The organism is Pseudomonas sp. S2_A05 (assembly GCF_054668485.1).
Window position 1 is genome coordinate 3,461,069 of sequence record NZ_CP162775.1, and the last position, 13,682, is coordinate 3,474,750.

Genomic DNA, 13,682 nt, shown 5'->3' on the forward strand with positions numbered 1-13,682 from the left:
TCTTGTTCGGGGGCAGGCAATCACGCCCGCGGGAACAAAACTATGGCCCGTGCGCGGAGCAGGCGCCAGCGACGTTCGTCTCGTGAATCGACGGTTATCAGGGCAGCCGATAAACCGTCGCGATCAGTTCGAAGGCAACTGCGGCGGTGCGGCCAGCTGGATTTCCTGGATGGTTTCGATCTGCTCGTGGGCGACGTGGACGCCGGTGAGCTCGCCGATCAACCGCCAGTGCTCATCGAGCCCGGCGCTGATGGTGGCCATGCGATCGATCATGTGTCGGCCGGCGGATTTGACCACTTCGTCGTCACTGCGCAGCAACTCGAAAGACATCGAGGTGACTGACGCGGTGAGATGGGTCAGAGAGCGAGCCGTGTGGCCCAGCAGCTCCATTAACAGTTGTTCTTTCGATTCCATGCGGAGGCTCCCTGCGTCGCTCGAAACTTATTTATAACCCAGCACTTTGCTTTAGCAAATGTTTCAGTCTGAACATCCGACCAAGCGAATCGGTGGCGCCGCGTTCGCAAACCGACCAGGACCGCTGCGTTGCCGTCGCGGCGCATTGCCAAGCGCGGCGGCGCCAGTGTACAAAGAGGCTCACCGCTGTACTGAATCCGGCTTCAACATGCGTGATCGAAATGCTCGGTCCGCGCTCCGAATCCCGCTGAAAAAGTACCCTATTGGAAAAACGCGACATTTAGTGTCAATATCGCGCCTCCCCCTATTTCGTCGCCCCGTGCGGCTTACGCCGCAGGTCTCGCCCGTTGTTCCGTTAAACAAGGCTTTGAGCATCTGCGGTCTGTAGCAAAAAGGTAGTCAATGATGAGCGCAAGGCACTTTCTCTCCCTGATGGATTGCACGCCCGAAGAGCTGGTCAGCGTGATCCGTCGAGGCGTTGAGCTCAAGGACCTGCGTAACCGCGGCGTACTGTTCGAGCCTCTGAAAAACCGCGTGCTGGGGATGATCTTCGAAAAATCCTCGACCCGTACCCGGATCTCCTTCGAGGCCGGCATGATCCAGCTCGGCGGCCAGGCAATCTTCCTGTCCCCGCGCGACACCCAACTGGGCCGTGGCGAGCCGATCAGCGATTGCGCCATCGTCATGTCGAGCATGCTCGATGCGGTGATGATCCGCACCTTCGCCCACAGCACCCTCACCGAATTCGCCGCCAACTCGCGCGTGCCGGTGATCAACGGCCTGTCCGATGATCTGCACCCGTGCCAGTTGCTCGCCGACATGCAGACCTTCCTCGAACACCGTGGCTCGATCCAGGGCAAGACCGTGGCCTGGATCGGTGACGGCAACAACATGTGCAACAGCTATATAGAAGCGGCGATCCAGTTCGACTTCCAGTTGCGCGTTGCCTGCCCGGAAGGCTACGAGCCGAACCCGGAATTCGTCGCCCAGGCTGGTGATCGCGTGACCATCGTCCGCGATCCGCAGGACGCCGTGCGTGGCGCGCATCTGGTCAGCACCGACGTCTGGACTTCGATGGGTCAGGAAGAGGAAACTGCCAAGCGCCTCAAGCTGTTCGCGCCGTTTCAGGTCAACCGTGCCTTGCTCGACCTCGCTGCCGAGGACGTGCTGTTCATGCACTGCCTGCCGGCGCACCGTGGCGAAGAAATCAGTCTCGACCTGCTCGATGACCCGCGCTCCGTCGCCTGGGATCAGGCAGAAAACCGTCTCCACGCACAGAAGGCCCTGCTCGAGTTCCTCGTCGAACCGGCATATCACCACGCATGAGCCATGAATTACTGCTGAACCTGCGCAACCTCGCTTGCGGCTACCAAGATCAACGCGTGGTGCAGAACCTCAATCTGCACCTCAACGCCGGCGACATCGGCTGCCTGCTCGGCTCGTCCGGCTGCGGCAAGACCACCACCCTGCGCGCAATCGCCGGTTTCGAACCGGTGCATGAAGGCGAAATCACCCTCGGTGGCGAAACCCTCTCCAGCGCCGGTTTCACCCTGGCACCGGAGAAACGCCGGATCGGCATGGTGTTTCAGGACTACGCGCTGTTCCCGCACCTGAGCGTGGCCGACAACATCGCTTTCGGCATTCGCAAGCACCCGAACAAGGCGCGCGTGGTCGAAGAGCTGCTGGAACTGGTCAACCTGAAAAACCTCGGCAAGCGCTTCCCCCACGAATTGTCCGGCGGTCAGCAACAGCGCGTCGCCCTCGCCCGCGCCCTGGCGCCGGAGCCGCAGTTGCTGCTGCTCGACGAGCCGTTCTCCAATCTCGATGGCGAACTGCGCCGCAAGCTCAGCCATGAGGTGCGCGACATTCTCAAGGCTCGTGGCACCAGTGCGATTCTGGTCACCCACGATCAGGAAGAAGCGTTCGCCGTCAGCGATCACGTTGGCGTGTTCAAGGAAGGTCGGCTGGAACAGTGGGATACGCCCTACAACCTCTATCACGAACCGGCGACGCCGTATGTCGCCAGTTTCATCGGTCAGGGCTATTTCATTCGCGGCCAGCTCGTCACCCCGGAATCGGTGCAGACCGAGCTGGGTGAACTGCGCGGCAACCGTGCTTACACCTGGCCGATTGGCGGTGCAGTGGATGTGCTGTTGCGTCCGGATGACATTGTTTATGCACCGGACAGCCCATTGAAGGCGCAGATTGTCGGCAAGACATTCCTCGGCGCGGCGACCTTGTATCGCCTGCAACTGCCGACCGGCGCGCAGCTGGAATCGATCTTCCCCAGCCACGCCGATCATCTGGTTGGCGCGCAGGTCGGGATTCGCGTAGCGGCGGATCACCTGGTGCTGTTCCAGGCATCCGGCAGCACCGCGGCGCAGATTCCGGCGGTGGAAAACGGCGTCCGTCGGTTCAGCACCAGCCTTTGATCCGCACTGGATAAAAATTGTGGGAGCGAGCCTGCTCGCGAATGCGGTGTTTCAGTCGCCGAAGATGTTGACTGAAAGAGCGCTTTCGCGAGCAGGCTCGCTCCCACAGTTGGTATTGCCTCAGCCTAAAAACAGGGTACCGCTGGCCACAAGCGTCGCATTGCCGCCAATCTTCACCCGCTCACCGTCCAGCCGACAGAACAACTCGCCGCCCCGCGCCGAGCGCTGGCACGCGGTCAGATTCGTTTTGCCCAGACGCTTGGACCAGTACGGAATCAGGCTGCAATGCGTCGAACCAGTCACCGGGTCTTCATTGATACCGATCGCCGGGGCGAAATAGCGCGAGACGAAGTCGTGCTGATTGCCACGCGCGGTGACGATTGCACCCAGCCATGGCAGTTTCGCCAGCGCCGCCATGTCCGGTTTGCAGTCGAGCACGGCCTGCTCCGATTCCAGCACCACGAACAGTTCGTTGGAGCCGAGCACATCAACAGCCTCGACACCCAGCGCCCGCTCGACATCCAGCGTCACGCCGATTTCCGAAGGCACGATGGTCGGGAAATCCAGCCACAGCCGGTCGCCTTCGCGGCTGACACTCAGCGGCCCGGACTTGCAGATGAAGTCGATGCGCTCGGCGCTTTCCTTATAGATTTCGAACAGTACAAACGCGCTGGCCAGGGTCGCATGCCCGCACAGCGGCACTTCGGTGGTCGGGGTGAACCAGCGGATATGCCAGGCCTGCCCTTCGCGCACCAGAAACGCAGTCTCCGCCAGGTTGTGTTCGGCGGCGATTTTCTGCATCAAGTCATCGGCCAGCCAGCTGTCGAGCCGATAGACCATCGCAGGGTTGCCACTGAACGGCCGATCACTGAACGCGTCGACCTGATGAAACGCAAGCTGCATGATTTTCTCCCTGAATTGGTCGACCGAGCATGCAACGGCGGCCCGGATCAGTGCCAGTGACAGAAGCGCAATTTTTTCTTCATACAGCTGGCGCGCATTTTAAGCCCGGCCGATATCGGCGAACTGCGCCTGAGTGTGCTCGCCCAGCACCGCCGGTGCCAATTCCACTTCCAGTCCTCGCCGCCCGGCACTCACATAGATAGTCGCGAACCCCTGAGCGGAATTGTCGATGAAGGTGCGCAGGCGTTTCTTCTGCCCGAGCGGGCTGATGCCGCCCAACAGGTAGCCGGTTGAACGTTGCGCGGCAGCCGGGTCAGCCATTTCGGCTTTCTTCACTCCAGCGGCATGGGCCAGCCCTTTGAGGTCGAGCGTTCCGACGACCGGCACCACAGCCACCAGCAGTTCGCCTTTTTCACTGGCGGCCAGCAAGGTTTTGAACACTTGCGCCGGTGCGAGCCCGAGCTTCTCCGCCGCCTCCAGCCCATAGGACGCGGCCTTCGGATCATGTTCGTAACTGTGCACGCGATGTTCGGCACGAACTTTTTTCAACAAGTCCAACGCTGGGGTCATGGCAGCTCCGGGTTCGGCAATCTTTGAAAAACCTGCGGCGGATTCTAGGTCATCGTTGGGCAAAAGGCTCTATTCCAAGCCGCGAATCCCGTGGCTTCGCGCTGCATTCAAGCAGTTCGCGGCGCTGATCATTCACAAGGCGAATAGTTTTATTGTGACCGGTGGTTCACTTTCGACCTTTGACAGGTTTGTTTCTTGTCTATATTTTTTCGAATCTGAATAATGTAAGAATCATGCTCAACGCAGTACCCAGCAGTAACCCGGGAACCGAATGGGGATTCCGACCCGGTGAAGATCGCGCCCTGCTCCGTTGGCAAGGCGCCACACAAGAAAAAGAACCGAGGTTTTCAATGACAGCTGCTTTACCGCAACCATCGCTTTCCGGCCAATGCATGGCCGAATTCCTGGGCACCGCCCTTCTGATCTTCTTCGGCACCGGTTGTGTCGCCGCGCTCAAAGTCGCAGGTGCCAGCTTCGGCCTGTGGGAGATCAGCATCATCTGGGGCGTCGGCGTGAGCATGGCGATCTACCTCACCGCCGGGGTTTCCGGCGCGCACCTGAACCCGGCAGTGAGCATTGCTCTGGCAATCTTCGCTGACTTCGAAAAGCGCAAACTGCCGTTCTACATCCTTTCGCAGATTACCGGCGCCTTCTGCGGCGCATTGCTGGTCTACACGCTCTACAGCAATCTGTTCTTCGATTACGAACAAACCCACCAGATGATTCGTGGCTCGGCCGCCAGCCTTGAATTGGCGTCGGTGTTCTCGACCTACCCGAACCCGGTGCTTTCGACGGCCCAGGCCTTTCTGGTCGAGATGATCATCACCGCGATCCTGATGGGCGTGATCATGGCCCTGACCGATGACAACAACGGCCTGCCACGCGGCGCGATGGCGCCGTTGCTGATCGGTTTGCTGATTGCCGTGATCGGCAGTGCGATGGGTCCGCTGACCGGTTTCGCGATGAACCCTGCGCGTGACTTCGGTCCGAAACTGATGACTTTCTTTACCGGTTGGGGTGAAATTTCCTTCACCGGTGGTCGTGATATTCCGTATTTCCTGATTCCGATTTTTGCACCGATTGTCGGTGCCTGCCTCGGCGCTGCCGGGTATCGCGGGCTCATCGCCCGTCACCTGACCGGCGCCACACCTGCTACAAAGGATGCAGAACCGGCCATTGACGGCAAACCAAGAACTTCTTGAAACAGTCGGCGCCGGCTCCTGCCCATCCGAGCCTGCGCCACGGCCCACTCTCGTTTTTTTCGTCCAAGGCAATCGACATGACCGACATTCAGAACAAGAACTACATCATTGCCCTTGATCAGGGTACGACCAGTTCGCGCGCGATCATCTTCGACCGCGACGCGAACGTAGTCTGCACCGCGCAGCGCGAATTCGTTCAGCATTACCCGCAGGCCGGTTGGGTCGAGCACGACCCGATGGAAATCTTCGCCACCCAGAGCGCGGTGATGGTTGAAGCGCTGGCCCAGGCCGGCCTGCACCATGACCAGGTTGCCGCGATCGGTATCACCAACCAGCGTGAAACCACCGTGGTCTGGGACAAGACCACCGGCCGCCCCGTGTATAACGCGATCGTCTGGCAGTGCCGCCGCAGCACCGAGATCTGCCAGCAGCTCAAGCGCGATGGCCACGAAGACTACATCCGTGACACCACCGGCCTGGTCACCGACCCGTACTTCTCCGGCACCAAACTGAAGTGGATCCTCGACAACGTCGAAGGCAGCCGCGAGCGTGCGCGCAACGGCGAGCTGCTGTTCGGCACCGTCGATAGCTGGCTGATCTGGAAATTCACCGGCGGCAAGGTGCACGTCACCGACTACACCAACGCCTCGCGCACCATGCTCTTCAATATCCATTCGCTGGAGTGGGACTCGAAGATGCTGGAGATCCTCGACATCCCCCGCGAGATGCTCCCGGAAGTCAAAGCGTCCTCGGAAATCTACGGTCGCACCAAGAGCGGCATCGCCATCGGCGGCATCGCCGGCGACCAGCAAGCAGCACTGTTCGGGCAGATGTGCGTCGAGCCGGGCCAGGCGAAAAACACCTACGGCACCGGTTGCTTCCTGCTGATGAACACCGGCGACAAAGCGGTGAAATCCCAGCACGGCATGCTCACCACCATCGCCTGCGGCCCGCGCGGCGAAGTGGCTTATGCTCTGGAAGGCGCCGTGTTCAACGGCGGTTCGACCGTGCAATGGCTGCGTGATGAACTGAAAATCGTCAACGACGCCCACGACACCGAATACTTTGCCAACAAGGTCAAGGACAGCAACGGTGTGTATCTGGTGCCGGCGTTCACCGGTCTCGGCGCGCCGTACTGGGACCCGTATGCCCGTGGCGCACTGTTCGGCCTGACGCGCGGCGTCCGCGTGGATCACATCATCCGCGCCGCGCTGGAGTCGATCGCCTACCAGACCCGCGACGTACTCGACGCCATGCAACAGGATTCCGGCGAACGCCTCAAAGCCCTGCGCGTGGACGGCGGTGCGGTGGCGAACAACTTCCTCATGCAGTTCCAGGCCGACATCCTCGGCACCCAGGTCGAACGCCCGCAAATGCGCGAAACCACCGCACTCGGCGCGGCTTATCTGGCCGGCCTGGCCTGCGGTTTCTGGGGCAGCCTGGAAGAACTGCGCGGCAAGGCAGTGATCGAGCGCGAGTTCGAACCGAGCCTTGACGAAACCGAGAAAGAGAAACTCTACAAAGGCTGGAAAAAAGCCGTCAGCCGCACCCGTGACTGGGCGCGTGAGGACGCTGAATAAGCCAACGTGCAGTTCCAGAAGGGTATCTAACTGGTAGGGAGCAGATTCCTGCGGCATCATGGGCAAATTTTGCTTGGCAGCCCAAAGGAAGCCCCATGAATCTGCCTCCCCGTCAGCAGCAAATCCTCGAGCTGGTCCGCGAACGCGGCTATGTGAGCATCGAGGAAATGGCCACGCTGTTCGTCGTCACCCCGCAAACAATCCGCCGCGACATCAACCAGCTCGCGGAAGCCAATCTGCTGCGTCGCTACCACGGTGGCGCCGCTTACGATTCCAGTGTCGAAAACACCGCGTATGCCATGCGTGCCGATCAGATGCGTGATGAAAAGCAACGCATCGGTGAAGCCATTGCCGCGCAGATCCCCGATCACGCCTCGCTGTTCATCAATATCGGTACCACCACCGAATCGATCGCCCGCGCCCTGCTCAATCACAGCCACCTGAAAATCATCACCAACAACCTGCACGTCGCCTCGATGCTCAGCGCCAAGGATGATTTCGATGTGCTGCTGACCGGCGGCAACGTGCGCCGCGACGGCGGTGTGGTCGGTCAGGCGAGTGTGGACTTCATCAATCAGTTCAAGGTCGATTTCGCCTTGGTCGGCATCAGCGGGATCGATGAGGACGGCAGCCTGCTCGACTTCGACTATCAGGAGGTCCGGGTCAGCCAGGCGATCATCGCCAACGCGCGACAGGTGATTCTGGCAGCGGATTCGAGCAAGTTCGGGCGTAACGCGATGATTCGACTGGGGCCGATCAGCCTGATCGATTGCCTTGTCACCGATCAGCAGCCGGTACCGGCGCTGGCGCAATTGCTGAGTCAGCACAAGATTCGTCTGGAAGTCGTCTGATTCCTCTCCCTCGCTGACCGAACCGACGCTTTCGCGAGCAGGCTCGCTCCCACTCTTGGAATGCATTGCAAAATGTGGGAGCGAGCCTGCTCGCGAAAACAATCGATCAAACAACACATCTTCTGCGCCCCTGCGCGCGTTCATGTTCGAAAATTTTCTTTTAATCGCCCTTCGATGAGTTTTTTCAATCGAACGCGACTGGCTGCGCGCGTGTTTATGGGCTACCATTTTCGCAAATGAACATTTATGTTCGATTTCCAATACAAAATCAAAAGAACCGAGGCCAGCCGATGTCCACCTCTACCTTGCGTACGCCCCCTCTCTCCGAGATCTATGACGTTGCCGTGATTGGCGGCGGGATCAACGGCGTCGGGATCGCAGCGGATGCCGCCGGTCGCGGTCTTTCGGTGTTCCTTTGCGAAAAAGACGACCTGGCCAGCCACACCTCGTCGGCCAGCAGCAAGCTGATCCACGGTGGCCTGCGCTATCTGGAACATTACGAATTCCGTCTGGTGCGTGAAGCGCTCGCCGAGCGTGAAGTGTTGCTGGCCAAGGCGCCGCATATCGTCAAACCGATGCGTTTCGTACTGCCACACCGCCCGCACCTGCGTCCGGCGTGGATGATTCGTGCCGGCCTGTTCCTCTACGACAACCTCGGCAAACGTGAAAAGCTGCCAGGTTCGAAAAGCCTGAAGTTCGGCGCCGACAGCGCGCTGAAAAGCGAAATCAAGAAAGGCTTCGAATACTCCGATTGCTGGGTCGATGACGCCCGCCTCGTGGTCCTGAACGCCATGGCCGCCCGTGAAAAAGGCGCGCATGTGCATACCCAGACCCGCTGTGTCAGTGCCCGCCGCACCAAAGGTTTGTGGCATCTGCATCTGGAGCGCGCCGACGGCAGTTTGTTTTCGATCACCGCCAAAGCACTGGTCAACGCCGCCGGCCCATGGGTGGCCAAGTTCATCCGTGACGACCTGAAGATGGAATCGCCGTATGGCATCCGTCTGATCCAGGGCAGCCACATCATCGTGCCGAAACTGTACGAAGGCGAACATGCGCATATTCTGCAAAACGAAGATCAGCGCATCGTTTTCACTATTCCGTACCTGAACCACTTCACTCTGATCGGCACTACCGACCGCGAATACACCGGCGACCCGGCGAAAGTAGCGATCACCGAAGGCGAAACCGATTACGTGCTGAAAGTGGTCAACGCCCACTTCAAGAAGCAGCTGAGCCGCGAAGACATCCTGCACAGCTACTCGGGCGTTCGGCCGCTGTGCAACGACGAATCCGACAACCCGTCTGCGGTCACTCGCGATTACACCCTGGCGCTGTCGGGCAACGCCGAGGAAGCGCCGCTGCTGTCGGTGTTCGGCGGCAAGCTGACCACTTACCGCAAGCTCGCCGAGTCGGCGATGGCGCAGTTGATGCCGTTCTTCACCCAGATGCGCCCGAGCTGGACCGCGACCGCCACCCTGCCCGGCGGCGAAGACATGACCACGCCAGAGGCCCTGAGCGCGCGGATTCGCGACAAGTTCGATTTCGTCCCGACCGAAATCGCCCGGCGCTGGGCCGTCACCTACGGCAGCCGCACCTGGCGCATGCTTGAAGGCGTGCAAACGCTGGCCGATATGGGCGAGCACATCGGCGGCGGGCTCTACACCCGCGAAGTCGATTACCTGTGCAGCGAAGAGTGGGCCACTACGGCGCACGACATCCTGTGGCGCCGCACCAAGCTAGGCTTGTTCACCACACCGGAGGAACAGCAGACGCTGTCGACGTATCTGGGCAAGGTTGAGCAGAACCGGAAGATCGAGGCGGCTTGATCTTCGCCCCATCGCTTGAACGAAAGCCCCTGAATTGTGAGATTCAGGGGCTTTTTGTTATGTGGACTTTGTTGAACCTGATTGGGGCAGTTGGATCTTTTCCCCCTCACCCCAGCCCTCTCCCCGAGGGTAGAGGGGAAAGGGAGCCGATCTCTGTGGGTTCCAAAGTCCGAGGTCGACTCGGTATCTCACGTCGCCGTAACTCGACCATCCACCGCAGTCAGTCCCCTCTCCCCTCCGGGAGAGGGTTAGGGTGAGGGGCTTTTGATCGTTCGGTTTTCCGAACGCGACTCCACAGTCGATTCGGTTAACCGGATCATGCCTTCATAAAATTACCGCCATAAAACTTTAATAACGTTATAAAACAACCGCTTAACTGAGTTCGACTGCTCTGGCACGAGTCATGCTCTACACTCTCTCGACGAATGCCTGCTGTGCCAGCACTTCAGGAGCCGTCAGGCATTCGAAGCACAAAAAGGGCCGACAAACTGGCTCCATAAAAAAAACAATGTCGAGGAAAATTTGATGCGCATCGTTCCCCATATCCTGGGCGCAGCCATTGCTGCCGCTCTGATCAGCACGCCAGTTTTCGCCGCCGAACTCACCGGCACCCTGAAGAAGATCAAAGAGTCCGGTGTCATCACCCTGGGCCACCGTGACGCCTCCATTCCGTTCTCCTATATCGCTGATGCGTCCGGCAAGCCGGTCGGCTACTCGCACGATATCCAGCTGAAGATCGTCGAAGCGATCAAGAAAGACCTCGACCTGCCGAACCTGCAAGTCAAATACAACCTCGTCACCTCGCAGACCCGTATCCCGCTGGTGCAGAACGGCACCGTGGACGTCGAGTGCGGTTCGACCACCAACAACGTCGAGCGTCAGCAGCAGGTCGACTTCTCCGTCGGCATCTTCGAAATCGGTACCCGTCTGCTGTCCAAGAAAGACTCCAAGTACAAGGATTTCGACGATCTGAAAGGCAAGAACGTCGTAACCACCGCCGGCACCACCTCCGAGCGCATCCTCAAGGCGATGAACGCCGACAAGCAGATGGGCATGAACGTCATCTCCGCCAAAGACCACGGCGAGTCCTTCCAGATGCTGGAATCGGGCCGTGCCGTTGCCTTCATGATGGATGACGCACTGCTGGCCGGCGAAGCCGCCAAGGCCAAGAAAGCCGCCGATTGGGAAGTGACCGGCACGCCACAGTCGTACGAAATCTACGGCTGCATGATGCGCAAAGGCGACGAGCCGTTCAAAAAGGCTGTGGATGACGCGATCAAGGCCACTTACGCTTCGGGCGAAATCAACAAGATCTACGAGAAGTGGTTCATGCAGCCGATTCCGCCAAAAGGCCTGAACCTGAACTTCCCGATGAGCGACGAGCTCAAGACCCTGATCGCCAATCCGACCGACAAAGCGGCTGACGACAAGAAGTCCTGATTTTCTGACTAACCTTATCCCCTGAGGAGGCGCCTGCCTTTTCAGGGGATGGTCACTCCCTGCTGGCATTTTTCTGGAAACACTCGAACCGGTGGCTGTCGAGCCGATCGCGTGTGCCCGGTCTTTGAAAAAAAGACTGGGGAGGGAACGGAGTTCCCCAGGCGGGCACTTGTACATCGATCGAATCGAGGGGAGACCCTAATGAATTACAACTGGGACTGGGGCGTGTTCTTCAAGTCCACCGGCGTGGGCAGCGAGACCTATCTCGACTGGTTCATCTCCGGTCTGGGCTGGACCATCGCCATCGCCGTCGTGGCGTGGATCATCGCCCTGCTGCTCGGCTCGCTGCTGGGCATCATGCGCACTGTGCCGAACCGCATCGTATCGGGCATCGCGACCTGCTACGTCGAGCTGTTCCGTAACGTGCCGCTGCTGGTGCAGCTGTTCATCTGGTACTTCCTGGTACCCGATCTGCTGCCGCCGGATCTGCAGGAGTGGTACAAGCAGGACCTCAATCCGACCACCTCGGCCTACCTGAGCGTTGTCGTCTGCCTCGGTCTGTTCACCGCCGCCCGTGTCTGCGAGCAAGTGCGCACCGGTATCCAGGCGCTGCCCCGTGGCCAGGAATCCGCCGCCCGCGCGATGGGTTTCAAACTGCCGCAGATCTACTGGAACGTGCTGCTGCCCCAGGCCTACCGGATCATCATTCCGCCGCTCACCTCGGAATTCCTCAACGTGTTCAAGAACTCCTCCGTGGCGTCCCTGATCGGTTTGATGGAATTGCTGGCGCAGACCAAACAGACCGCCGAGTTCTCGGCCAACCTGTTCGAAGCGTTCACCCTGGCGACCCTGATCTATTTCACCCTCAACATGAGCCTGATGCTGCTGATGCGCCTGGTCGAGAAGAAAGTCGCGGTGCCCGGCCTGATCTCCGTGGGGGGTAAATAATGGAATTCGATTTCAGTGGCATCGTCCCGGCCATTCCCGGTTTGTGGAACGGCATGGTGATGACCCTCAAGCTGATGGCCATGGGCGTGATCGGCGGGATGATTCTCGGCACGATCCTCGCGCTGTGCCGTCTGTCGCACAACAAGCTGCTGTCGAGCATAGCCGGCGCCTACGTCAACTATTTCCGCTCGATTCCGCTGCTGCTGGTGATCACCTGGTTCTACCTGGCGGTGCCGTTCGTGCTGCGCTGGATCACCGGCGAAGACACGCCGATCGGTGCATTCACCTCCTGCGTCGTGGCGTTCATGATGTTCGAAGCGGCGTACTTCTGCGAAATCGTCCGGGCTGGTGTGCAGTCGATTTCCAAGGGCCAGATGGGTGCTGCTCAGGCACTGGGCATGAACTACGGGCAGATGATGCGCCTGATCATCCTGCCGCAGGCGTTCCGCAAGATGACCCCGCTGCTGCTGCAGCAGAGCATCATCCTGTTCCAGGACACCTCGCTGGTCTACACCGTGGGCCTGGTGGATTTCCTCAACGCCTCGCGTGCCAGCGGCGACATCATCGGCCGCTCCAATGAGTTCCTGATTTTCGCCGGTCTCGTGTACTTCATCATCAGCTTCGCCGCCTCGCGGTTGGTCAAGCGTCTGCAAAAAGGTTCGCCGTATGATCTCTATCAAAAACATCAACAAGTGGTATGGGGACTTCCAGGTGCTGACTGATTGCAGCACCGAGGTCAAGAAAGGCGAAGTGATCGTGGTCTGCGGCCCGTCGGGTTCCGGCAAGTCGACGCTGATCAAATGCGTCAACGCCCTGGAGCCGTTCCAGAAAGGTGATGTCGTGGTTGACGGCACGTCGATCGCCGACCCGAAAACCAACCTGCCGAAACTGCGTTCGCGCGTGGGCATGGTGTTCCAGCATTTCGAGCTGTTCCCGCACCTGACCATCACCGAAAACCTGACCATCGCGCAGATCAAGGTGCTCGGCCGCAGCAAGGAAGAGGCGACCAAAAAGGGTCTGCAGCTGCTTGAGCGCGTCGGCCTGTCGGCGCACGCCCACAAGCACCCGGGGCAACTGTCCGGCGGGCAGCAACAGCGTGTGGCGATTGCCCGTGCGCTGGCGATGGACCCGATCGTCATGCTGTTCGACGAACCGACCTCGGCGCTCGATCCGGAAATGGTCAACGAAGTACTCGACGTGATGGTGCAACTGGCTCACGAAGGCATGACCATGATGTGCGTGACCCACGAAATGGGCTTCGCCCGTAAAGTGGCCGACCGGGTGATCTTCATGGATCAGGGCAAGATCATCGAGGACTGCCCAAAAGAGGAATTCTTCGGCGACATCAGCGCCCGCTCCGAACGCGCGCAGCACTTCCTCGAGAAAATCCTGCAGCACTGAAAGCAACACACCCGCACCCTGTCTGTGGGGTGCGGGCAGCCTGACAATGAGATCCCTTGTGGCGAGGGGATTTATCCCCGTCCGGCTGCGCAGCAGTCGTAAACCCTGTGCATGC

Annotated in this window: 13 protein-coding genes; 10 read left to right on the forward strand and 3 right to left on the reverse strand. The window is 59.7% G+C overall.

Annotated features, from left to right (window positions below; genetic code table 11):
• Nucleotides 1–123: 123 nt before the first annotated feature.
• Nucleotides 124–414: a hypothetical protein gene (locus AB4O12_RS15735; RefSeq protein WP_041479870.1), complete on the reverse strand. Its 291-nt coding sequence runs from the start codon at nt 412–414 to the stop codon at nt 124–126.
• 405 nt (nt 415–819) lie between these two features.
• On the opposite strand from AB4O12_RS15735, the gene argF reads away from it, so the two are divergent.
• Both argF and AB4O12_RS15745 read left to right on the forward strand, forming a co-directional pair.
• Complete coding sequence (argF, locus tag AB4O12_RS15740; RefSeq protein WP_024014160.1) at nt 820–1,740, forward strand: ornithine carbamoyltransferase; 921 nt, start codon at nt 820–822, stop codon at nt 1,738–1,740.
• Nucleotides 1,737–2,846, forward strand: coding sequence for an ABC transporter ATP-binding protein (locus AB4O12_RS15745; protein WP_095181785.1), 1,110 nt, complete (start codon nt 1,737–1,739; stop codon nt 2,844–2,846). The genes argF and AB4O12_RS15745 overlap by 4 nt, the downstream gene beginning before the upstream one ends.
• Before the next feature lie 120 nt (nt 2,847–2,966).
• Here AB4O12_RS15745 and AB4O12_RS15750 read toward each other — a convergent pair whose 3' ends face one another.
• Together AB4O12_RS15750 and ybaK are read right to left on the reverse strand one after the other, a co-directional pair.
• On the reverse strand, nt 2,967–3,749 hold the full coding sequence (locus AB4O12_RS15750) for a PhzF family phenazine biosynthesis protein (RefSeq protein WP_150638637.1): 783 nt from the start codon (nt 3,747–3,749) through the stop codon (nt 2,967–2,969).
• A 99-nt stretch (nt 3,750–3,848) separates the two neighbouring features.
• Complete coding sequence (gene ybaK / locus AB4O12_RS15755; RefSeq protein ID WP_406227304.1) at nt 3,849–4,319, reverse strand: Cys-tRNA(Pro) deacylase; 471 nt, start codon at nt 4,317–4,319, stop codon at nt 3,849–3,851.
• Between the two features lie 350 nt (nt 4,320–4,669).
• Between ybaK and AB4O12_RS15760 the strand changes: the two genes are divergently transcribed.
• The 8 genes from AB4O12_RS15760 to AB4O12_RS15795 all read left to right on the forward strand — a co-directional run bounded on the left by AB4O12_RS15760 (nt 4,670) and on the right by AB4O12_RS15795 (nt 13,567).
• Nucleotides 4,670–5,521, forward strand: coding sequence for an MIP/aquaporin family protein (locus tag AB4O12_RS15760; protein ID WP_460059043.1), 852 nt, complete (start codon nt 4,670–4,672; stop codon nt 5,519–5,521).
• Between the two features lie 77 nt (nt 5,522–5,598).
• A complete protein-coding gene (gene glpK / locus AB4O12_RS15765; protein WP_024014162.1) occupies nt 5,599–7,101 on the forward strand; it encodes a glycerol kinase GlpK in 1,503 nt (500 codons plus the stop codon).
• A 95-nt stretch (nt 7,102–7,196) separates the two neighbouring features.
• Complete coding sequence (locus tag AB4O12_RS15770; protein WP_007953179.1) at nt 7,197–7,952, forward strand: DeoR/GlpR family transcriptional regulator; 756 nt, start codon at nt 7,197–7,199, stop codon at nt 7,950–7,952.
• 290 nt (nt 7,953–8,242) lie between these two features.
• Nucleotides 8,243–9,778: a glycerol-3-phosphate dehydrogenase gene (gene glpD, locus AB4O12_RS15775; RefSeq protein WP_305381460.1), complete on the forward strand. Its 1,536-nt coding sequence runs from the start codon at nt 8,243–8,245 to the stop codon at nt 9,776–9,778.
• 525 nt (nt 9,779–10,303) lie between these two features.
• Nucleotides 10,304–11,218: a glutamate/aspartate ABC transporter substrate-binding protein gene (locus tag AB4O12_RS15780; protein WP_095181779.1), complete on the forward strand. Its 915-nt coding sequence runs from the start codon at nt 10,304–10,306 to the stop codon at nt 11,216–11,218.
• Nucleotides 11,219–11,419: 201 nt separating this feature from the next.
• A complete protein-coding gene (locus AB4O12_RS15785) occupies nt 11,420–12,166 on the forward strand; it encodes an amino acid ABC transporter permease (protein ID WP_056790046.1) in 747 nt (248 codons plus the stop codon).
• Nucleotides 12,166–12,888 carry an amino acid ABC transporter permease gene (locus AB4O12_RS15790; RefSeq protein ID WP_460059047.1) on the forward strand — a complete coding sequence of 241 codons (723 nt, stop codon included), beginning with the start codon at nt 12,166–12,168 and terminating at the stop codon, nt 12,886–12,888. The genes AB4O12_RS15785 and AB4O12_RS15790 overlap by 1 nt, the downstream gene beginning before the upstream one ends.
• Nucleotides 12,833–13,567: an amino acid ABC transporter ATP-binding protein gene (locus AB4O12_RS15795; protein ID WP_016773390.1), complete on the forward strand. Its 735-nt coding sequence runs from the start codon at nt 12,833–12,835 to the stop codon at nt 13,565–13,567. Before AB4O12_RS15790 ends, AB4O12_RS15795 begins: the two co-directional genes overlap by 56 nt.
• Nucleotides 13,568–13,682 lie beyond the last annotated feature (115 nt).

Bases quoted from the DNA above. Each gene is read 5' to 3' on its own strand.
- AB4O12_RS15770 (WP_007953179.1), top strand. From the start codon at position 7,197: ATGAATCTGCCTCCCCGTCAGCAGCAAATCCTCGAGCTGGTCCGCGAA.
- AB4O12_RS15760 (WP_460059043.1), top strand. From the start codon at position 4,670: ATGACAGCTGCTTTACCGCAACCATCGCTTTCCGGCCAATGCATGGCC.
- glpK (WP_024014162.1), top strand. From the start codon at position 5,599: ATGACCGACATTCAGAACAAGAACTACATCATTGCCCTTGATCAGGGT.
- ybaK (WP_406227304.1), bottom strand. From the start codon at position 4,319: ATGACCCCAGCGTTGGACTTGTTGAAAAAAGTTCGTGCCGAACATCGC.
- AB4O12_RS15785 (WP_056790046.1), top strand. From the start codon at position 11,420: ATGAATTACAACTGGGACTGGGGCGTGTTCTTCAAGTCCACCGGCGTG.
- argF (WP_024014160.1), top strand. From the start codon at position 820: ATGAGCGCAAGGCACTTTCTCTCCCTGATGGATTGCACGCCCGAAGAG.
- glpD (WP_305381460.1), top strand. From the start codon at position 8,243: ATGTCCACCTCTACCTTGCGTACGCCCCCTCTCTCCGAGATCTATGAC.
- AB4O12_RS15790 (WP_460059047.1), top strand. From the start codon at position 12,166: ATGGAATTCGATTTCAGTGGCATCGTCCCGGCCATTCCCGGTTTGTGG.
- AB4O12_RS15780 (WP_095181779.1), top strand. From the start codon at position 10,304: ATGCGCATCGTTCCCCATATCCTGGGCGCAGCCATTGCTGCCGCTCTG.
- AB4O12_RS15735 (WP_041479870.1), bottom strand. From the start codon at position 414: ATGGAATCGAAAGAACAACTGTTAATGGAGCTGCTGGGCCACACGGCT.
- AB4O12_RS15745 (WP_095181785.1), top strand. From the start codon at position 1,737: ATGAGCCATGAATTACTGCTGAACCTGCGCAACCTCGCTTGCGGCTAC.
- AB4O12_RS15795 (WP_016773390.1), top strand. From the start codon at position 12,833: ATGATCTCTATCAAAAACATCAACAAGTGGTATGGGGACTTCCAGGTG.
- AB4O12_RS15750 (WP_150638637.1), bottom strand. From the start codon at position 3,749: ATGCAGCTTGCGTTTCATCAGGTCGACGCGTTCAGTGATCGGCCGTTC.